Consider the following 13,673-nt stretch of genomic DNA (forward strand, 5'->3'; position numbering starts at 1 on the left):
TTTATTATTTTCTTATTTTTAAGCGGACACATCTACTTGTTTTTTCGCCATATGTTGCTTTACTCCAACTAATACAACTAACAATAACCCTCCACCTATTGTCATCATAACAATGCTAGTTGGCAACATATCTAATAGTAGTCCATATACAATCATACCAAGCGGTGCGATTGCAGTCGCAATTGTTTCAAGTAGGCCAAACACACGCCCTAGGTAGCTCGGATCTGTCGTTTTTTGCATATGTACTTGCATTGGAATGTTTACAATCATAATTGCTATACCAGTTAACATCATAAAAGCAATATAGTAAATAAAACTTGCTACTTTTGGAATGATAACTAACAACGGAAAGGCTGTACATAAACTTAAACCTGCAAACAAAAACAGTCCAGTATAAATAGAACGAAACGGATTATTCACTTCTTTACGCACTGATAAAGCAATCGCTCCCATTAGCATCCCGACTGCTAACATTCCCTCTACAGTACCGAGTTGCTTTGAAGATAAATGCAATGTATGGACGATAATGTACGGAAGTGCAACTGTTAGACCACACGCAAAAAAGTTTACCCACAATGCTATTTTCATTAGACCATATATTTCACGTTGTCTTTTTACATATAAAAAACCTTCTTTTATACTCGTCAAGAAATGCTCTGTACTTTCAGCCACTTCTTTTTTATATAAATCAAATACGATAAATAATTGCAAAATAACCGCTAAAAAGAACGTAATGCTATTTAATAGGAAAAACGATTTAATTGAAAAGAAACCATATACAACTCCGCCAATAATCGGGCCTAAAATATTTGATAAAGAAGCCGCCGTTTGATTTAAAGCACTCGCTTTTTGAATACGTCCTTCATCTACTAAACTCGGAATAGACGAAGTTAATGCAACAGAATAAAAACTTGCACAAATTGATAATAATGCTGCTGAAATATAAATAAAAAGAAGTGATGGCCCAAATATAGTAGCAAGAATAAACATACTAAGCATCGTTAAACTACTTAATAAATCAGTACCAATGACAAGCCATTTTCGATTCACACGGTCTGCTACAGCACCAGCAATTGGGCCACAGATCATCCTTGGAAGTGATCCGCAAACGAGCGTAATTGCAAAACCCATCCCTGAACCAGTAGTCTTTAATACATATAATCCCATTGCGAACGTATAAATACCTGCGCCTAATAAAGACGTCATTTTTCCAATCATCATTAAAATGATATTTCTAGTTGCAATCTTCATTCTTGAATCATGTTTTCCTATACTTATATCTCCCATTTTTGACTCTCTCCCCTTAAAAGTTAAATTGTGTTAAACTTATTATATAATCAACTTTCCAATTTTCACAACAAAAGTTAAATATAATTAAACTTTTTAAATATAAAGGAGCAATAATATGGCAACTCTCGGTGAAAAAATTAAAGCATTACGAAAAGAAAAAAAGCTTACGCAAACAGCACTGGCAGGTTCGGAACTGACAAAAAGTATGCTTAGTCAAATTGAAAATGGAAAAGCTACACCTTCTATGAAAACATTACAATATATTGCGGAAAAACTTGAATGTGAAACGAGCTTTTTATTAGAAGAAGATGAAGAAGAAATTGTGGAACTCATTCAAAAAATGGAGCCATTAATAAAATCAAATAAATGCGATGAAGTATACAAGACTTTACTACCTATCGTTCAAAAAGAACTACCCCTTACTTTAAACACAGCACGTTTATATAAACAGTTCATAACTGGAGCGGCCATTATGAACGATTACAATATTGAATATTACGTTGAAACAGCTGTTTCTATATTTGAAAAATATACTTTGTATCGTGAAAGTACTGAAACGAAACTACTGTTTTACTATATGCTCTACAAACGGAAAAAATATAAAGAATGTTTACAGTTGATTACCAAAATTCGCGATGAATATAAAACGAAGAATTTAGAAATGGATCTTATTACACATATACAATTATATTTAAAAGAAGCAATTATTTTACTCGCATACGGTAATTATGAAAAATGTGAAAAAATCATTTTAGATGCACTTGCATTTTCAAAAAAACATCAAGTGTATTATAAAACAGATGAATTTTACCGTATTTTATCTTATCAAAAAATCATTACAACCGATAAAGAACGATATTTATATTACATAAAAAAATCGGAGCAATTTGCCATTTTTACAGAAGATACTCTATCCGCTGCAAATATAGATATATTAAAAGCTTATTACTACAATACCGTTACAAATGAATATACAATTGCATTAGAACATTTAGAACAATTCCGAGAAAAACTAAAAGATGTACCGATTTTTCAAGAAGATGGATTGTATTATCTTGAAAAAGGAAAATCTCTGTATGGTTTAAAACGTTACGAGGAAGCTTTGGAAACATTAAAACGTGCTAATATTCCAGATTATATGAGTCATCCACTTGATCAGTCATGGTTATTAACAGCTGGCTCTTATCGTGCCCTGTGTCATATAAAACTTCAAGATAAACCAGCTGCTCTGAAAGAAGCAAAAGAAGCAGTTCAAACGATAGATGGTTATCCTGATTCCATCTTTTCTTCATTTATTAAAGAAACATTACAAATAATACAAAAACTTTAAGAATGTCTCTAAATGGTATATTATTCCTCTTTTTTAGCAAAGATAATAATGATGGGAGGAATATAAATGAATATACAACGTGCAATAGAGCTTTCTGTGTCAGCAGAGCAAGCCAATGTCAGTTTTCAAGGCATGCCTGTTATGATTCAACACGTCGATGAAAGCAATGAAACCGCCCGCATATATGAAGTAAAAAACCCAGAACGCGAATTAACTGTTCCAGTTAATAGCTTAGAGGAAATATAAGAAATGCCACTTCTCTTTTGAAGTGGCATTTTTCTTCTTTCAGATTACTTACTATAAATTTCTTCAACCCTTTATTTTACATGAGCTGAAAAAATAAGAATTTTCTACTTCTTTTCTTTTTGTGACCTGCTAAAATACAAACTATGGATTAATTATTCGTACTATACATTAAGGAGGAAAAATAATGGCATCTACTTTAGAAAAAAACAAGCCTTATTATGCAGTTATATTCACTTCTAATTTATCAAATGATACAACAGACTATAATACCGTTGCCGAAGAAATGGAGAAACTTGCAAAGCAACAACCTGGATTTTTAGGTGTAGAAAGTGCAAGAGGTAATTCTGGACTCGGAATAACAATTTCTTATTGGGAATCACTTGATGCGATTGAAAATTGGAAGAAGAACACCTTACATAAAGAAGCGAAAAAAAGAGGTCGTGAGCAATGGTATGAAAACTTCCATCTGCGTATTTGCCTTGTTGAGAAAGAATTTAAGTTTCATAGAGGTACTTTATAACTATGAAGGAAAAATTAGCTCTCGTTATTGTTCATGAAATATATGGTGTGAACGACCATATGCATCACGTTACCCAGCACTTTACTTCATCTCATATAGATGTATTCTGTCCTAATCTTCTACAATCACAACACGCATTTCATTATCGTGATGAAGAAAAAGCATATGAACATTTTGTAAATCATATTGGATTTGATGATGGAAAAAAGCAAATTGAAGAATTCATTTCTCATCTTTCTAGTAGTTATACACATATTGGACTTATCGGCTTTAGTGTTGGAGCTACCATCTCATGGCTATGTAGTAACAATCCGAAAATAGATTTTATTATCGGATGTTACGGTTCTCGTATACGCGACTATGTTCACATAAAGCCTACATGCGCTACATTACTTATATTCCCAGAAAAAGAATCTAGTTTTTCAGTATCCTCTTTCATTCACACATTGCAGCAACAAAAGAATCCTTTATTAGAAATCAAACAACTACACGGTGAACATGGATTTCTAAATCCGTACACTGAAAAATATAACGGGCACTCTACAAAACAAGCATATAATGTAATAGATTCATTTCTTGTAAAAAACACTCTTATAAAGGAGATGTAAATGACACTTACATTACTCTTACTTATTTTCATATTCATTGCCTTTTTCTCAGTGCTAACTATTATTTTCGTAACCGTAAAAAAGGGGGAGTTTTCCAAACGGCCCTACTTACAATCTATTATCGTTTGCATTTTATTTTTTACAAATTGGATTTTATATTTATCAACTTTTTATGCGTTACTTCCCGAAAAGATTAGTGAGTTCCTATTCCTACCCATTTGGTTTTTCCTTTGTATATTAGGTTTTATCACTTTCTGGCGCGAATGGAGAAACAATCGTGTGTTCTCCATATGTATCGGTTTTCTTTCCTTTATTAGTTTTTTATTTGGGCTGTTTTTGTTAGTTCTTTCGGGGATGTAATAGAAGAAGGAAGAAAAGCCAACTTTCAACTTTTCTTCCTTCTATGTTTACCTTTAGTTTTCACTGTCACTGATTCACAAGGTGTATAATATATTTGAGGTGTCGCCTTATCAACAAACATCATAAACGTAACGAAACCGATAGTAAAGAAAATAAACAACGTTAACAAAATTGCTCCTATCGTTAAAAGTATCATAACACCACCCCTATATTTTTCATGTTATTACACTTTTCGCTATTATATGAGTGTAATCCTTTTTAGAAAAAGAAACGTAACAAAATAATCACAACCACTCCCGTTAATACTGTACCTAATAAACTACGAGTATATATCGCTACAAGAAATGTTGGAATTGCTGCAATAAGATAATCCCACTGCATCGTCTCGTGCATAAATAAAACTTGTGCTAAAAGTGCTGCTAATATTGCAATTGGTATGTAATTTAACCATTTTAAACCCCAGTCTGGAATTTGTAGTTTGCTAAATACGAGTAGAGGTAAAATACGTGGCACGAGTGTAACAGCTCCTGCTGCTAGTAAAAGTAATAATACATCTAATCTCATTTCCATTTTTCAATCACCACTCCAATCGTCGCAGCTAGTAATGTTGCGATAATAACCGCTATACTATCTGGCATAATTAAGTGTGAAACGTATGCAAGTATAATCGCTACAATTGCAACACTTAAATGAATTGCTAGCTTTGGTTTACTACTTATGAGCTGAAGTACAAATAATCCGATAAACATCGCTGGTAATGCATAATCCATCCCGTATGTATGTGGATCTGGTATCCACTCACCAAATAGCCCGCCAATGATAGTAGCAAGAATCCAGTTTAAATAAGCCGTTACATTTAGCCCAATCATCCATCTTTCGCCTAAATATCCTTTTTGCGCTGCATGCTGCACTGCGACGCCGAAAGTTTCATCTGTAATTTGCGAACCAATAATGACGTTTTTTAATAGAGGTAGTTTCGTAAAGTACGGCGCGAGGGCAGCACTCATTAATAAATGGCGTAAATTAACAAAAAACACAGTAAAAATAATTGCGGAAGCAGGAGCACCGGCTGCATACATACCAGCTAATATAAATTGGGCAGAACCTGCATAAATTAAAGTCGACATAAATGCAATTTCAATGATAGAAAAACCTGCTGTTTTTGCAATTACACCAGCTGCTATACCGATGCTCAAATAACCAAATACAGTTGGTAAACAATCTTTTACTCCTTGCTGAAATGTATCATCGCTCTGCAAAGCTACATGTGCCTGAGCTTTACTCATCTCTATCATCCTCCATTCCTTCTAAAGTTCGTTTTCCTGTTACGACATGAACTAAATCTATATTTTCACGCCATAACGTATCTAACTTATCAGCTCCAAATTCCTTTGTGATTTCTTCAACCATAATATCGTGCCGCACATACTCTGTAGCAACGAGAACTAGCGCTGGGTCATACGTTGTAACGGCCCATGAAGTGCTATCATTTGAGAAGTTCGCAATTAATACTTCCTCTCCATCACGAGCAATAACAGTTAAATGACCACCCATTCTCTTTTCAACAACGTGGGGCGTCATATAATTATGGTGAAATGTCGCTCCTATTTTTGTTTCTGGAGCTCCAAATAAGATTGAAAATATATGTACGCCTTCCTCTTCCTTTTGATGAATGTATGATTCAATTTCATGCACTTGTTCTTCCCATACAGAAACCCATAACTCTTCCTTAGCTCTACTAATTATATTGCATATTTCTTTCAAAACACGATCATTTGAACGAATATGCGAAATTACATCTATTTGTCGCTCTTGTTCTAAACAATTTAATTTCTCATCTAAAAATTCAAAGGACTTTTCAAAGTCTTTTCGCATTCGATTCATTAATTCGGTAGCTGGTACTGGTACATATTTAACTGGTTCAGAAGGTACAATATGCACTGCTCCTTTATCCATTAACTTACCGAGTACCTCGTAAATCATAGAACGAGGTACTCCTGTTTGTTTACTCACTTCATAGCCTGTTACTGGGGAATGTTTTAGTAGTCCAATATACGCTTTACATTCATACTGGGAAAATCCTAACTTTTGTAATTCCTTTATAATTTTATCCATCGGTAACCCCTCACAATCTAAATCGCCCTTACTTCAAAACGACGATTTTGCTTCCCTTTACTTTTTACTTTATCAATAACAAGTGTTCCTATTTCACTCGTATTTTTCACATGTGTGCCTCCACAAGCTTGTTCGTCTAAATTTTCAATTGTAACAATGCGGATTTCTTGGATGGTAGTTGGTAGGAGATTTATTGCTGTTTTAATCATTCCTACAGCATTTTCTGCTTCTTCGCGGCTCATATAACGAGTGGAAATTTCTTTATTTTGCTTAATAAGTTTATTCACTTCCTCAACAATTTCTTCTACTTCCACGCTCGATAACTCTTGTAACTCATTAAAATCGATACGTGCTTTATCAGGATAAATTTGATTTCCAGTGCATAGAGCTCCATACTTTTCATAAACAACAGCTCCGATAAGATGCAGTAAAGAGTGATGACGCATTAAATTATGACGTCTTTCCCAATTTATCTCTAATTTAACTGGACCTAACTTTACTTGTGCTTCGTCTTTTATATAGTGAACTATTTCTCCTTGCTCCTTCTTTACTTTTTCAACTTCAAATACAGACCCATCTTGTACAATGACACCCGTATCACATTCTTGCCCTCCACCAGTTGGATAAAAAACTGTTTCCTTTACAAATACTTTATTCCCTTCTACTTTTATCACTTCTGTTTCGCAACTCGTTTTGTATGCATCTTCTAAATATAATGCCGTTGTCATACTCTCACCTCTTTAGTAGTTATAGTTATACCTACTAATATAAAAAAGAAGCTCCTTAAAGTCAAATGATAATTCTGAAATTTAAAATTAATAAAAGACTCCTTTATTAGGAGTCCACTATCTCAATATTTCATTCGCTTCTTTTTCATAAATTTTATCAAATGAAGTCATAACGCGCTGTGATGCTTGAATCATCTTTTGATCTGTCATAAGATCTGCCATCTCTTTCGTCATATCTACATTTGAATTTTCTAGCATATGATTTTTTACTATTCCTGTTCCGTTCGGTAAATTAGCAATGTTTCCTTCTGCTAGTGTAAAGCTTTTGTTTTCACGTTGCACGAGACGTGCATTCGTTTCTGCATCTACTGTTTTTGTTTGCAAACGAGCAATATTATTTTGTGTTACTTCATCATATAATGTACCGTCTGCTTGTACAGCAACCTTTGCTCCTTCTGGAATACGAATACGCTCATTATTCTCTCCCATTACGAAAGCACCTGAAGATGTTTGTAAATATCGATCACTATTTAATGTGAAACTACCATCTCTCGTTAAAAACGTTTCATCATTTTTAGAAGTAACAAAAAATGATGTTGTACCGGCCGCGCCGTCATCTAAAAAGAAATCTGTAGCGCTATTTGTCATTTGTATATTTCCTTGTACTAAATTCACATGCGTTGCAGCTGGTACTACAGCGTAATCGACCGAACCGATATTTGTTACCGCCCCATCTCCGCGGCGATATGTGTCTTGTACATCAAATACTTTAGACGTCATATTTTCTGCTTTAAATCCTGTCGTTTGAGCATTTGCAACGTTATTCGAATGAACATTAATGCGCTGCATGTAATTCATCATGCCCATAGAACCTATATAAAGACCGTTCATATTCGTTTGAATAAGGCAAGCGCCTTATTCTTCACCTCTTTTCTACGATGTTTGTAACATTTGTTTTGCTAAATGTTCAGCTGTAGCGATATGTATATTTTTCTTTATGTCTTGGCCATCTGTCATTAATACAATAGGAGCTGATGATACTGCTGGAATTTTCAACAATTCGCCACTACTTGCTGTTTCATCAAATTTCGTAAACACAATACCATCTATATGAATATCTTTAAAGTTTGTAATAATTTCAATCATATCTTTACTTTTCATTGAAGCTGATAACGTTAAACAAATATAATCTGGTTCTACTTGTCCCATCGTTTCAATCATTTCTTCCACTGTTTCTGACGTACGATAATTTTTCCCTGCTGTATCAATTAAAATATAATCGACGCGTGCTTCTTCTTTAAAATACGTAAGCGCTCTTGTCATTGCAGCTTCATCACGTACAGCAATTACTTCCGATCCAATTGTCTTTACGTTATCTTGCAATTGCTGCACTGTCCCTATGCGCGAATGATCTGTCGTTATAAAACCAACTGTTTTGTTCTTACCGTGAAATTGCCATGCCATTTTCGCCAGTGTCGTCGTTTTACCAACGCCAGTTGGACCGATTAATGCAATTGTTTGTACTTCTTTTTCAAAGACGTTTTCCGTATTGAAATGAGATTTCATATCTTCCAATATGTACCTGATAACTTCTTCTTCCGTAATCATCGTTGCATTTTCAAACTTTATTTTTAACTTTTCAGCATATGCATGAATGAAATATTGTTCCACATCGTTTTGTTCTAGCATCCGAATTACTTTTTGAATAATAAACGGTACAGATTCTTGGTTTTCTTTCTTTGTAACCACTTCTTCTTTCTTTAGTGGAACGACTTGTTTCACAACTTTTTTCTTTTTCGTTACTTCCGTTTCTTTCGTCTGTTTCACCACAACAATTCCTTTTTCAAACAGCTTTAATAGTTTCTCTTTTTTTCTTGCCCATTCTTCACTATTTCCTGTTTGCATCGCCGCGTATGACATAGGAGTCGTTACATTTTCTAAATTGTGCAGTACTGATTGAATTCCATTCGCCTTCACAATTTGTTCTGAAGGATCATTCACAACATCCATTAACTGTTCATGAAATTGAGCTGTACCTTCATTCACTTCTTCCTGTTTTTCTTCTGGAAAAGCAACTAACATTTCATAATCCTTTTTCCAAAAAAACGGTATATTTCGTTTTACACTTTCATCGACAACGTAATAATAATCTGTACCATATTGGTCAAATAACTTTCGATACAATTCATTTTTCGAAGCTGCTTTTATTCGCATTAACGCTTCTTTCTTTTCTGTACTTTCCATTACTTCACCCCCTACTATTCAATATAGGCAATTTGATCCACAACAATTTCTGGTGCTAATTCGCTAATACAAAGTACTTGTGCTTCCACTTGATAACGTTCTAGCAGTCTTACAATCGCAAATCTAAAATCTTTTCTACGTGTTAATAACACTGGTTCTCTTCCCATTAAACGTGCTTGTTTAAAGACGCGCTGCACTTGCTCAACGACACGTGTTTCTAAATCTAAATCCCAGTTTAATAAGTAACCTTGATATGAATTATTCACAACATCCGCATCTAACTCGATTGAATCAGAGAAGAGCGCTGCATATATTTTTCCGTCTGGATTTTTCGCATTTTCACAAATAACTTTTGAAATACATTCACGAACAAATGATGTCACACCGTCAACGTGGTTTTGATAAATTTCTTTGCCGTCAATAATACCTTCAATAATTGTTGGTAAATCACGAATAGAAATACCTTCTTTTAGAAGTTGTTTAATAACATTTTGAACGAGTGATAAATCAATTTCTTTCTTCTTAATCTCTTCTAATAGAACGCCATTATCATTTTCAAGCGAATTAATTAAATCTTTTACATGTTGGCGCTGAATTAATTCGTGAAGATTACGTCTAACGACAACATCCAAATGTGTAATTAATATGCTAAGTGGCTCTAACACTTGATAGCCTTTCATTTGTGCATCTTGCACCATATGCTCTAAAATCCAATATCCATCTTCACCGAAAATTGGATCTTTCGCTGGCTCTGCATCTAAATCAGCCATTACGTTTGGCGTTTTCAATGCTAATAAATAACCTGATTTTAAAACACCCTCAGCCGCCTTCGCACCTTTAATACGAATAATGTAACGTCCGCGTGGTCTAAAACTCGTATTATCTTTAAAGTTAATTCCAGGAACATTAATACCGAGGTCAGTAATAATCGACTTCCTCATAAGAACAACTTTATCACGAGCTGTTTCCCCGTTAATTTTCTGCTTTACAAGTGCTGCTAAATCTAAACCGAGTTCTACTATAATTGGATATTTATCCGTAAATACTCCAAATGAATCTTCCACTTGTTGCAGTTGCTCATCTTCGCCTTGAATCATTTCTATTTCTTTTTGAAGCTCGTCTTCTTTTTCTTTCTTTATTCGATTTTTATTACGAATGCCCAAGAAGATAATCGTTCCGCCAACGAGTGCGAATGGTAGAAACGGTAGCGGAGTAAAAATACCCATTGCGATAAACAAACCACCGAGCGCATATACAACAACTTCATGTGCTAATAACTCTTTAAAGATTCCTTCCGTTACCGTATCCGGTGAACCATCAAATACACGCGTTACGATAATACCTGTTGAAATCGCAAGCATTAACGAACCGATTTGGTTTACGATTCCGTCACCGACAGTTAACTGTGTATAATGAAGAGCCGCATCTGCAAAGCTCATTCCTTGCTGCATCATTCCGACAATTAAACCGAAAATAATGTTTACGAATAAAATGACAATCCCGAAAATAACGTCCCCTTTAATGAACTTCCCGGCACCATCCATCGCTCCGTAAAACTCTGTTTCCATATTTAATTTTTTTCGTTTTGCTTGTGCATCTTTTTCTGAAATAATACGCTGGTTTAAATCAGCATCGATAGACATTTGTTTCCCTGGTAAAGAATCAAGTGTAAAACGAGCTGCTACTTCAGCTGTACGCGATGCACCGTTTGCAACGATAAACTGGAATATGATTAATACTGTAAAAATAACGATACCAATTAATAAGTTTCCGCCAATTACGAACTGGCCGAACTCTTCAATAACATGACCGGCATTTCCGTCTGTCAAAATCGCTCGCGTCGTCGAAACGTTAATCGATACGCGGAAAATCCCGATTAATAACAACATCGTCGGAAATGACTTTAATTCATCCCACTCGTTAATACTTGTCGCTCGCATATAAATAAGTACTGACATACTTAGTAGAAAAACGATAATGATATCAAGTATAAATGGTGGAAGTGGAATTAAGAGCGCCACTACGAATGACGCTGCTAAAAAGATAGAAAAATAGGTTCTTGCAGAATCTATCTTAAACAAAGAGATCTCCTCCAAACGCGCTATTATACTTCAAGTTCATTCGTCTGAATTAAATAGCGCATAACTTCAATTACAGCTACATATAAATCTTCTGGAATCGCCATATCTTCCTCGACTTGATAATATAAAGAACGAGCAAGCGGACGGTTTTCCACCATTGGTATTTCTTGTTCACGGGCAAGCGTTCGTATATATAACGCGAGCTCATCTTCCCCTTTTGCAACGACAATTGGTGCTGCATCAACGTGTTTATTGTAACGAAGTACGACCGAAATATGAGTCGGGTTGTTTACAATAAACGTTGCGCCATCCATCTTCTTCGCAATTGTTCCTTGCAAGATTGCATGCATAAAGTTTTTTCGTTTCCCTTTTACTTGCGGGTCCCCTTCATTATCTTTATGCTCTTGTTTCACTTCTTCTTTTTTCATCTTAATATCTTGTTCGTACTCCCATTTTTGATAAATAAAATCAATAATAGAAAGAACGATTAAAATAATTAAAATTGCTAAGAAAATAAATTTAATTTCCCTAATAATTTCAGTAAGTGATGCAGTCCAGTTAAATCCAATCATACTGACAATTTTCTCTAAATTCTTTTTAAAGAGAACGTAAGCGACGTAACCGATTAATCCCATATAAAATAGTGATTTCAAAATATCTACTAAACTTTTACGACTAAACAGTCTCGTGAAATAGTTTTTCGGATTAATACGTGATGCTTTCGGTTTAATGACTTTAGAAGAAAATAGGAAGCCGACTTGAATCATATAATTGAATAAATGAAAAGCGTATACGAGTATTAATATCGGAGCCGATACTTTCAGTAATAAAATCCCCATTAAATAAAAATACTCGGTTGAATCTGTATTTTTTCCAATTTGATCAAACAGCACCGCTACGGAATTTGCAATCTCATACCCTAGCCAATCTCCGAAGAAATAAACGACAACTGCTAATACGAGAATGGAAAATAAATTATTTAAATCTTTACTCCGGGCAATATTCCCTTCTTCACGCGATTTTTTACGCTTCTGCGGGGTGGCCTTTTCTGTTTTATTATCCTTTGCCATGCGCGTCCCCCTACTTCGTTAAGAAAAAGTTAAATAGTTTCGTATATTCTTCAAGTAATACATCCGTCATATTTTTAAACACATAACCGAGCATCGGTACACTCATCGCAATAAATAAAATACCACATGTAATTTTAATTACATATGCATTCATAAAAACGTTTAATTGCGGAGCGTTTTTTGCAATTAAAATTAGAACAAAGTTAATGATGAATAAACTTCCCATCAGCGGCAGAGCAATTTCAACCGCTGATGTGATCGCAAATAATAGCGTTGCGAGTAGACTATCTAAGAAACTAGTCGTCAACAATTTTGAAATCGCCTCTGTATATTGAAACGACTTTAAAATCGTGGCAACGAAATAATTAATGCCGCCAAGTGAAATAAAAATAATGAGAAAAAATATATCAAAAATTGTTGATAGTAAAGTAGACTGTGAGCCCGCATTTACATCAAACAAACTTGCTTGTGATAAACCGATATCAAAGTCTAAAATATGCCCAGCCATTTTCGGAATGTTCCACAGCATTTCTACAATTTTTGAAAGTGATAATCCAATTACAATTTGCGTTCCTGCATAAGCTGCAACGTCCCAAACTGTCTTGATGTGAGAGACATCCACTTGATCAGCCACTGTAATTGAAAGAGCAAGTCCAACTGTAACCTTCGCCATTGCTGGAATGGATCGTCCTGAGAAAAACGGTAAAAAATATAAAAATGAAGTAATGCGGCAAAACGCAAAAAACGTTGCCGCCCATAATTCCATATTCATTTCAGTTCACCTATCTTAGTACGAACGCAATAGCGATGGGATTTTATCAAATAAATCTAAAATAAGCGTCGTTAACTCTTGGAACATCCACGGACCTAAAATGATAATAACGAGGACAATACTCGCCATTTTCGGTAAAAACGTCAGCGTTTGCTCTTGAATTTGCATCATCGCCATAATGACAGCGATGATAATAACGACAATCATACTTACGCCGGCAACCGGCATTAAAATCATAACCCCTTTATAAAAAAAGGTTTGAAAAATATCTATAATTGGTGACGTATTCATTTATATGACTCCTATCAC

General features: G+C 34.7%; 17 protein-coding genes. 5 read left to right on the forward strand and 12 right to left on the reverse strand.

Going from position 1 to position 13,673, the window contains the following annotated elements; all coding sequences use genetic code 11:
* Positions 1-18 precede the first annotated feature (18 nt).
* Entirely contained in the window at positions 19-1,287 is a 1,269-nt protein-coding gene (locus MR107_RS11045; protein ID WP_000502468.1) for an MFS transporter, read from the reverse strand.
* Between the two features lie 118 nt (positions 1,288-1,405).
* Between MR107_RS11045 and MR107_RS11050 the strand changes: the two genes are divergently transcribed.
* The 5 genes from MR107_RS11050 (at position 1,406) to MR107_RS11070 (ending at position 4,354) form a co-directional block, all read left to right on the forward strand.
* Positions 1,406-2,620 (forward strand): helix-turn-helix domain-containing protein, encoded by a 1,215-nt coding sequence (locus MR107_RS11050; RefSeq protein WP_000212348.1) that lies wholly within the window; start codon positions 1,406-1,408, stop codon positions 2,618-2,620.
* 66 nt (positions 2,621-2,686) lie between these two features.
* Entirely contained in the window at positions 2,687-2,866 is a 180-nt protein-coding gene (locus MR107_RS11055; protein ID WP_001025733.1) for an H-type small acid-soluble spore protein, read from the forward strand.
* Positions 2,867-3,050: 184 nt separating this feature from the next.
* Positions 3,051-3,386, forward strand: coding sequence for an antibiotic biosynthesis monooxygenase family protein (locus MR107_RS11060; RefSeq protein ID WP_000168851.1), 336 nt, complete (start codon positions 3,051-3,053; stop codon positions 3,384-3,386).
* Positions 3,387-3,388: 2 nt separating this feature from the next.
* Positions 3,389-3,994 carry a dienelactone hydrolase family protein gene (locus tag MR107_RS11065; RefSeq protein ID WP_063246151.1) on the forward strand — a complete coding sequence of 202 codons (606 nt, stop codon included), beginning with the start codon at positions 3,389-3,391 and terminating at the stop codon, positions 3,992-3,994.
* Positions 3,995-4,354: a hypothetical protein gene (locus MR107_RS11070; RefSeq protein WP_002164581.1), complete on the forward strand. Its 360-nt coding sequence runs from the start codon at positions 3,995-3,997 to the stop codon at positions 4,352-4,354. It abuts the gene before it with no gap.
* A gap of 25 nt (positions 4,355-4,379) precedes the next feature.
* On the opposite strand, the gene MR107_RS11075 is transcribed toward MR107_RS11070, so the two are convergent.
* The 11 genes from MR107_RS11075 to MR107_RS11125 all read right to left on the reverse strand — a co-directional run bounded on the left by MR107_RS11075 (position 4,380) and on the right by MR107_RS11125 (position 13,655).
* Entirely contained in the window at positions 4,380-4,550 is a 171-nt protein-coding gene (locus MR107_RS11075; protein WP_000602246.1) for a DUF3951 domain-containing protein, read from the reverse strand.
* 62 nt (positions 4,551-4,612) lie between these two features.
* The gene (locus MR107_RS11080; RefSeq protein WP_000425944.1) at positions 4,613-4,924 is read right to left on the reverse strand and encodes an AzlD domain-containing protein; all 312 of its coding nucleotides are present in this window, start codon (positions 4,922-4,924) and stop codon (positions 4,613-4,615) included.
* Complete coding sequence (locus MR107_RS11085; RefSeq protein WP_000030490.1) at positions 4,915-5,640, reverse strand: AzlC family ABC transporter permease; 726 nt, start codon at positions 5,638-5,640, stop codon at positions 4,915-4,917. Before MR107_RS11085 ends, MR107_RS11080 begins: the two co-directional genes overlap by 10 nt.
* Complete coding sequence (locus MR107_RS11090) at positions 5,633-6,469, reverse strand: TrmB family transcriptional regulator (RefSeq protein WP_242292371.1); 837 nt, start codon at positions 6,467-6,469, stop codon at positions 5,633-5,635. Before MR107_RS11090 ends, MR107_RS11085 begins: the two co-directional genes overlap by 8 nt.
* Positions 6,470-6,486: 17 nt before the next feature.
* Entirely contained in the window at positions 6,487-7,197 is a 711-nt protein-coding gene (locus MR107_RS11095; RefSeq protein ID WP_000205380.1) for an alanyl-tRNA editing protein, read from the reverse strand.
* A 117-nt stretch (positions 7,198-7,314) separates the two neighbouring features.
* Complete coding sequence (locus MR107_RS11100) at positions 7,315-8,088, reverse strand: flagellar basal-body rod protein FlgG (RefSeq protein WP_001013934.1); 774 nt, start codon at positions 8,086-8,088, stop codon at positions 7,315-7,317.
* Between the two features lie 42 nt (positions 8,089-8,130).
* A complete protein-coding gene (flhF, locus tag MR107_RS11105; protein WP_000446167.1) occupies positions 8,131-9,441 on the reverse strand; it encodes a flagellar biosynthesis GTPase FlhF in 1,311 nt (436 codons plus the stop codon).
* A gap of 14 nt (positions 9,442-9,455) precedes the next feature.
* Entirely contained in the window at positions 9,456-11,522 is a 2,067-nt protein-coding gene (gene flhA, locus MR107_RS11110) for a flagellar biosynthesis protein FlhA (protein ID WP_000472534.1), read from the reverse strand.
* Positions 11,523-11,545: 23 nt separating this feature from the next.
* On the reverse strand, positions 11,546-12,592 hold the full coding sequence (gene flhB / locus MR107_RS11115) for a flagellar type III secretion system protein FlhB (RefSeq protein WP_001040112.1): 1,047 nt from the start codon (positions 12,590-12,592) through the stop codon (positions 11,546-11,548).
* A 10-nt stretch (positions 12,593-12,602) separates the two neighbouring features.
* On the reverse strand, positions 12,603-13,364 hold the full coding sequence (locus tag MR107_RS11120) for a flagellar biosynthetic protein FliR (protein ID WP_001055718.1): 762 nt from the start codon (positions 13,362-13,364) through the stop codon (positions 12,603-12,605).
* 15 nt (positions 13,365-13,379) lie between these two features.
* Positions 13,380-13,655 (reverse strand): flagellar biosynthetic protein FliQ, encoded by a 276-nt coding sequence (locus MR107_RS11125; protein ID WP_001098085.1) that lies wholly within the window; start codon positions 13,653-13,655, stop codon positions 13,380-13,382.
* Positions 13,656-13,673: the final 18 nt, after the last annotated feature.

The sequence above is a fragment of the Bacillus cereus group sp. BfR-BA-01441 genome, from assembly GCF_022663075.1.
Classification (GTDB): Bacteria; Bacillota; Bacilli; order Bacillales; family Bacillaceae_G; genus Bacillus_A; species Bacillus_A cereus.

What these genes read in the sequence shown, in the direction of transcription:
- MR107_RS11045 (WP_000502468.1), bottom strand. Translation starts at nt 1,287, where the DNA reads ATGGGAGATATAAGTATAGGAAAACATGATTCAAGAATGAAGATTGCA.
- MR107_RS11050 (WP_000212348.1), top strand. Translation starts at nt 1,406, where the DNA reads ATGGCAACTCTCGGTGAAAAAATTAAAGCATTACGAAAAGAAAAAAAG.
- MR107_RS11055 (WP_001025733.1), top strand. Translation starts at nt 2,687, where the DNA reads ATGAATATACAACGTGCAATAGAGCTTTCTGTGTCAGCAGAGCAAGCC.
- MR107_RS11060 (WP_000168851.1), top strand. Translation starts at nt 3,051, where the DNA reads ATGGCATCTACTTTAGAAAAAAACAAGCCTTATTATGCAGTTATATTC.
- MR107_RS11065 (WP_063246151.1), top strand. Translation starts at nt 3,389, where the DNA reads ATGAAGGAAAAATTAGCTCTCGTTATTGTTCATGAAATATATGGTGTG.
- MR107_RS11070 (WP_002164581.1), top strand. Translation starts at nt 3,995, where the DNA reads ATGACACTTACATTACTCTTACTTATTTTCATATTCATTGCCTTTTTC.
- MR107_RS11075 (WP_000602246.1), bottom strand. Translation starts at nt 4,550, where the DNA reads ATGATACTTTTAACGATAGGAGCAATTTTGTTAACGTTGTTTATTTTC.
- MR107_RS11080 (WP_000425944.1), bottom strand. Translation starts at nt 4,924, where the DNA reads ATGGAAATGAGATTAGATGTATTATTACTTTTACTAGCAGCAGGAGCT.
- MR107_RS11085 (WP_000030490.1), bottom strand. Translation starts at nt 5,640, where the DNA reads ATGAGTAAAGCTCAGGCACATGTAGCTTTGCAGAGCGATGATACATTT.
- MR107_RS11090 (WP_242292371.1), bottom strand. Translation starts at nt 6,469, where the DNA reads ATGGATAAAATTATAAAGGAATTACAAAAGTTAGGATTTTCCCAGTAT.
- MR107_RS11095 (WP_000205380.1), bottom strand. Translation starts at nt 7,197, where the DNA reads ATGACAACGGCATTATATTTAGAAGATGCATACAAAACGAGTTGCGAA.
- MR107_RS11100 (WP_001013934.1), bottom strand. Translation starts at nt 8,088, where the DNA reads ATGAACGGTCTTTATATAGGTTCTATGGGCATGATGAATTACATGCAG.
- flhF (WP_000446167.1), bottom strand. Translation starts at nt 9,441, where the DNA reads ATGGAAAGTACAGAAAAGAAAGAAGCGTTAATGCGAATAAAAGCAGCT.
- flhB (WP_001040112.1), bottom strand. Translation starts at nt 12,592, where the DNA reads ATGGCAAAGGATAATAAAACAGAAAAGGCCACCCCGCAGAAGCGTAAA.
- MR107_RS11120 (WP_001055718.1), bottom strand. Translation starts at nt 13,364, where the DNA reads ATGAATATGGAATTATGGGCGGCAACGTTTTTTGCGTTTTGCCGCATT.
- MR107_RS11125 (WP_001098085.1), bottom strand. Translation starts at nt 13,655, where the DNA reads ATGAATACGTCACCAATTATAGATATTTTTCAAACCTTTTTTTATAAA.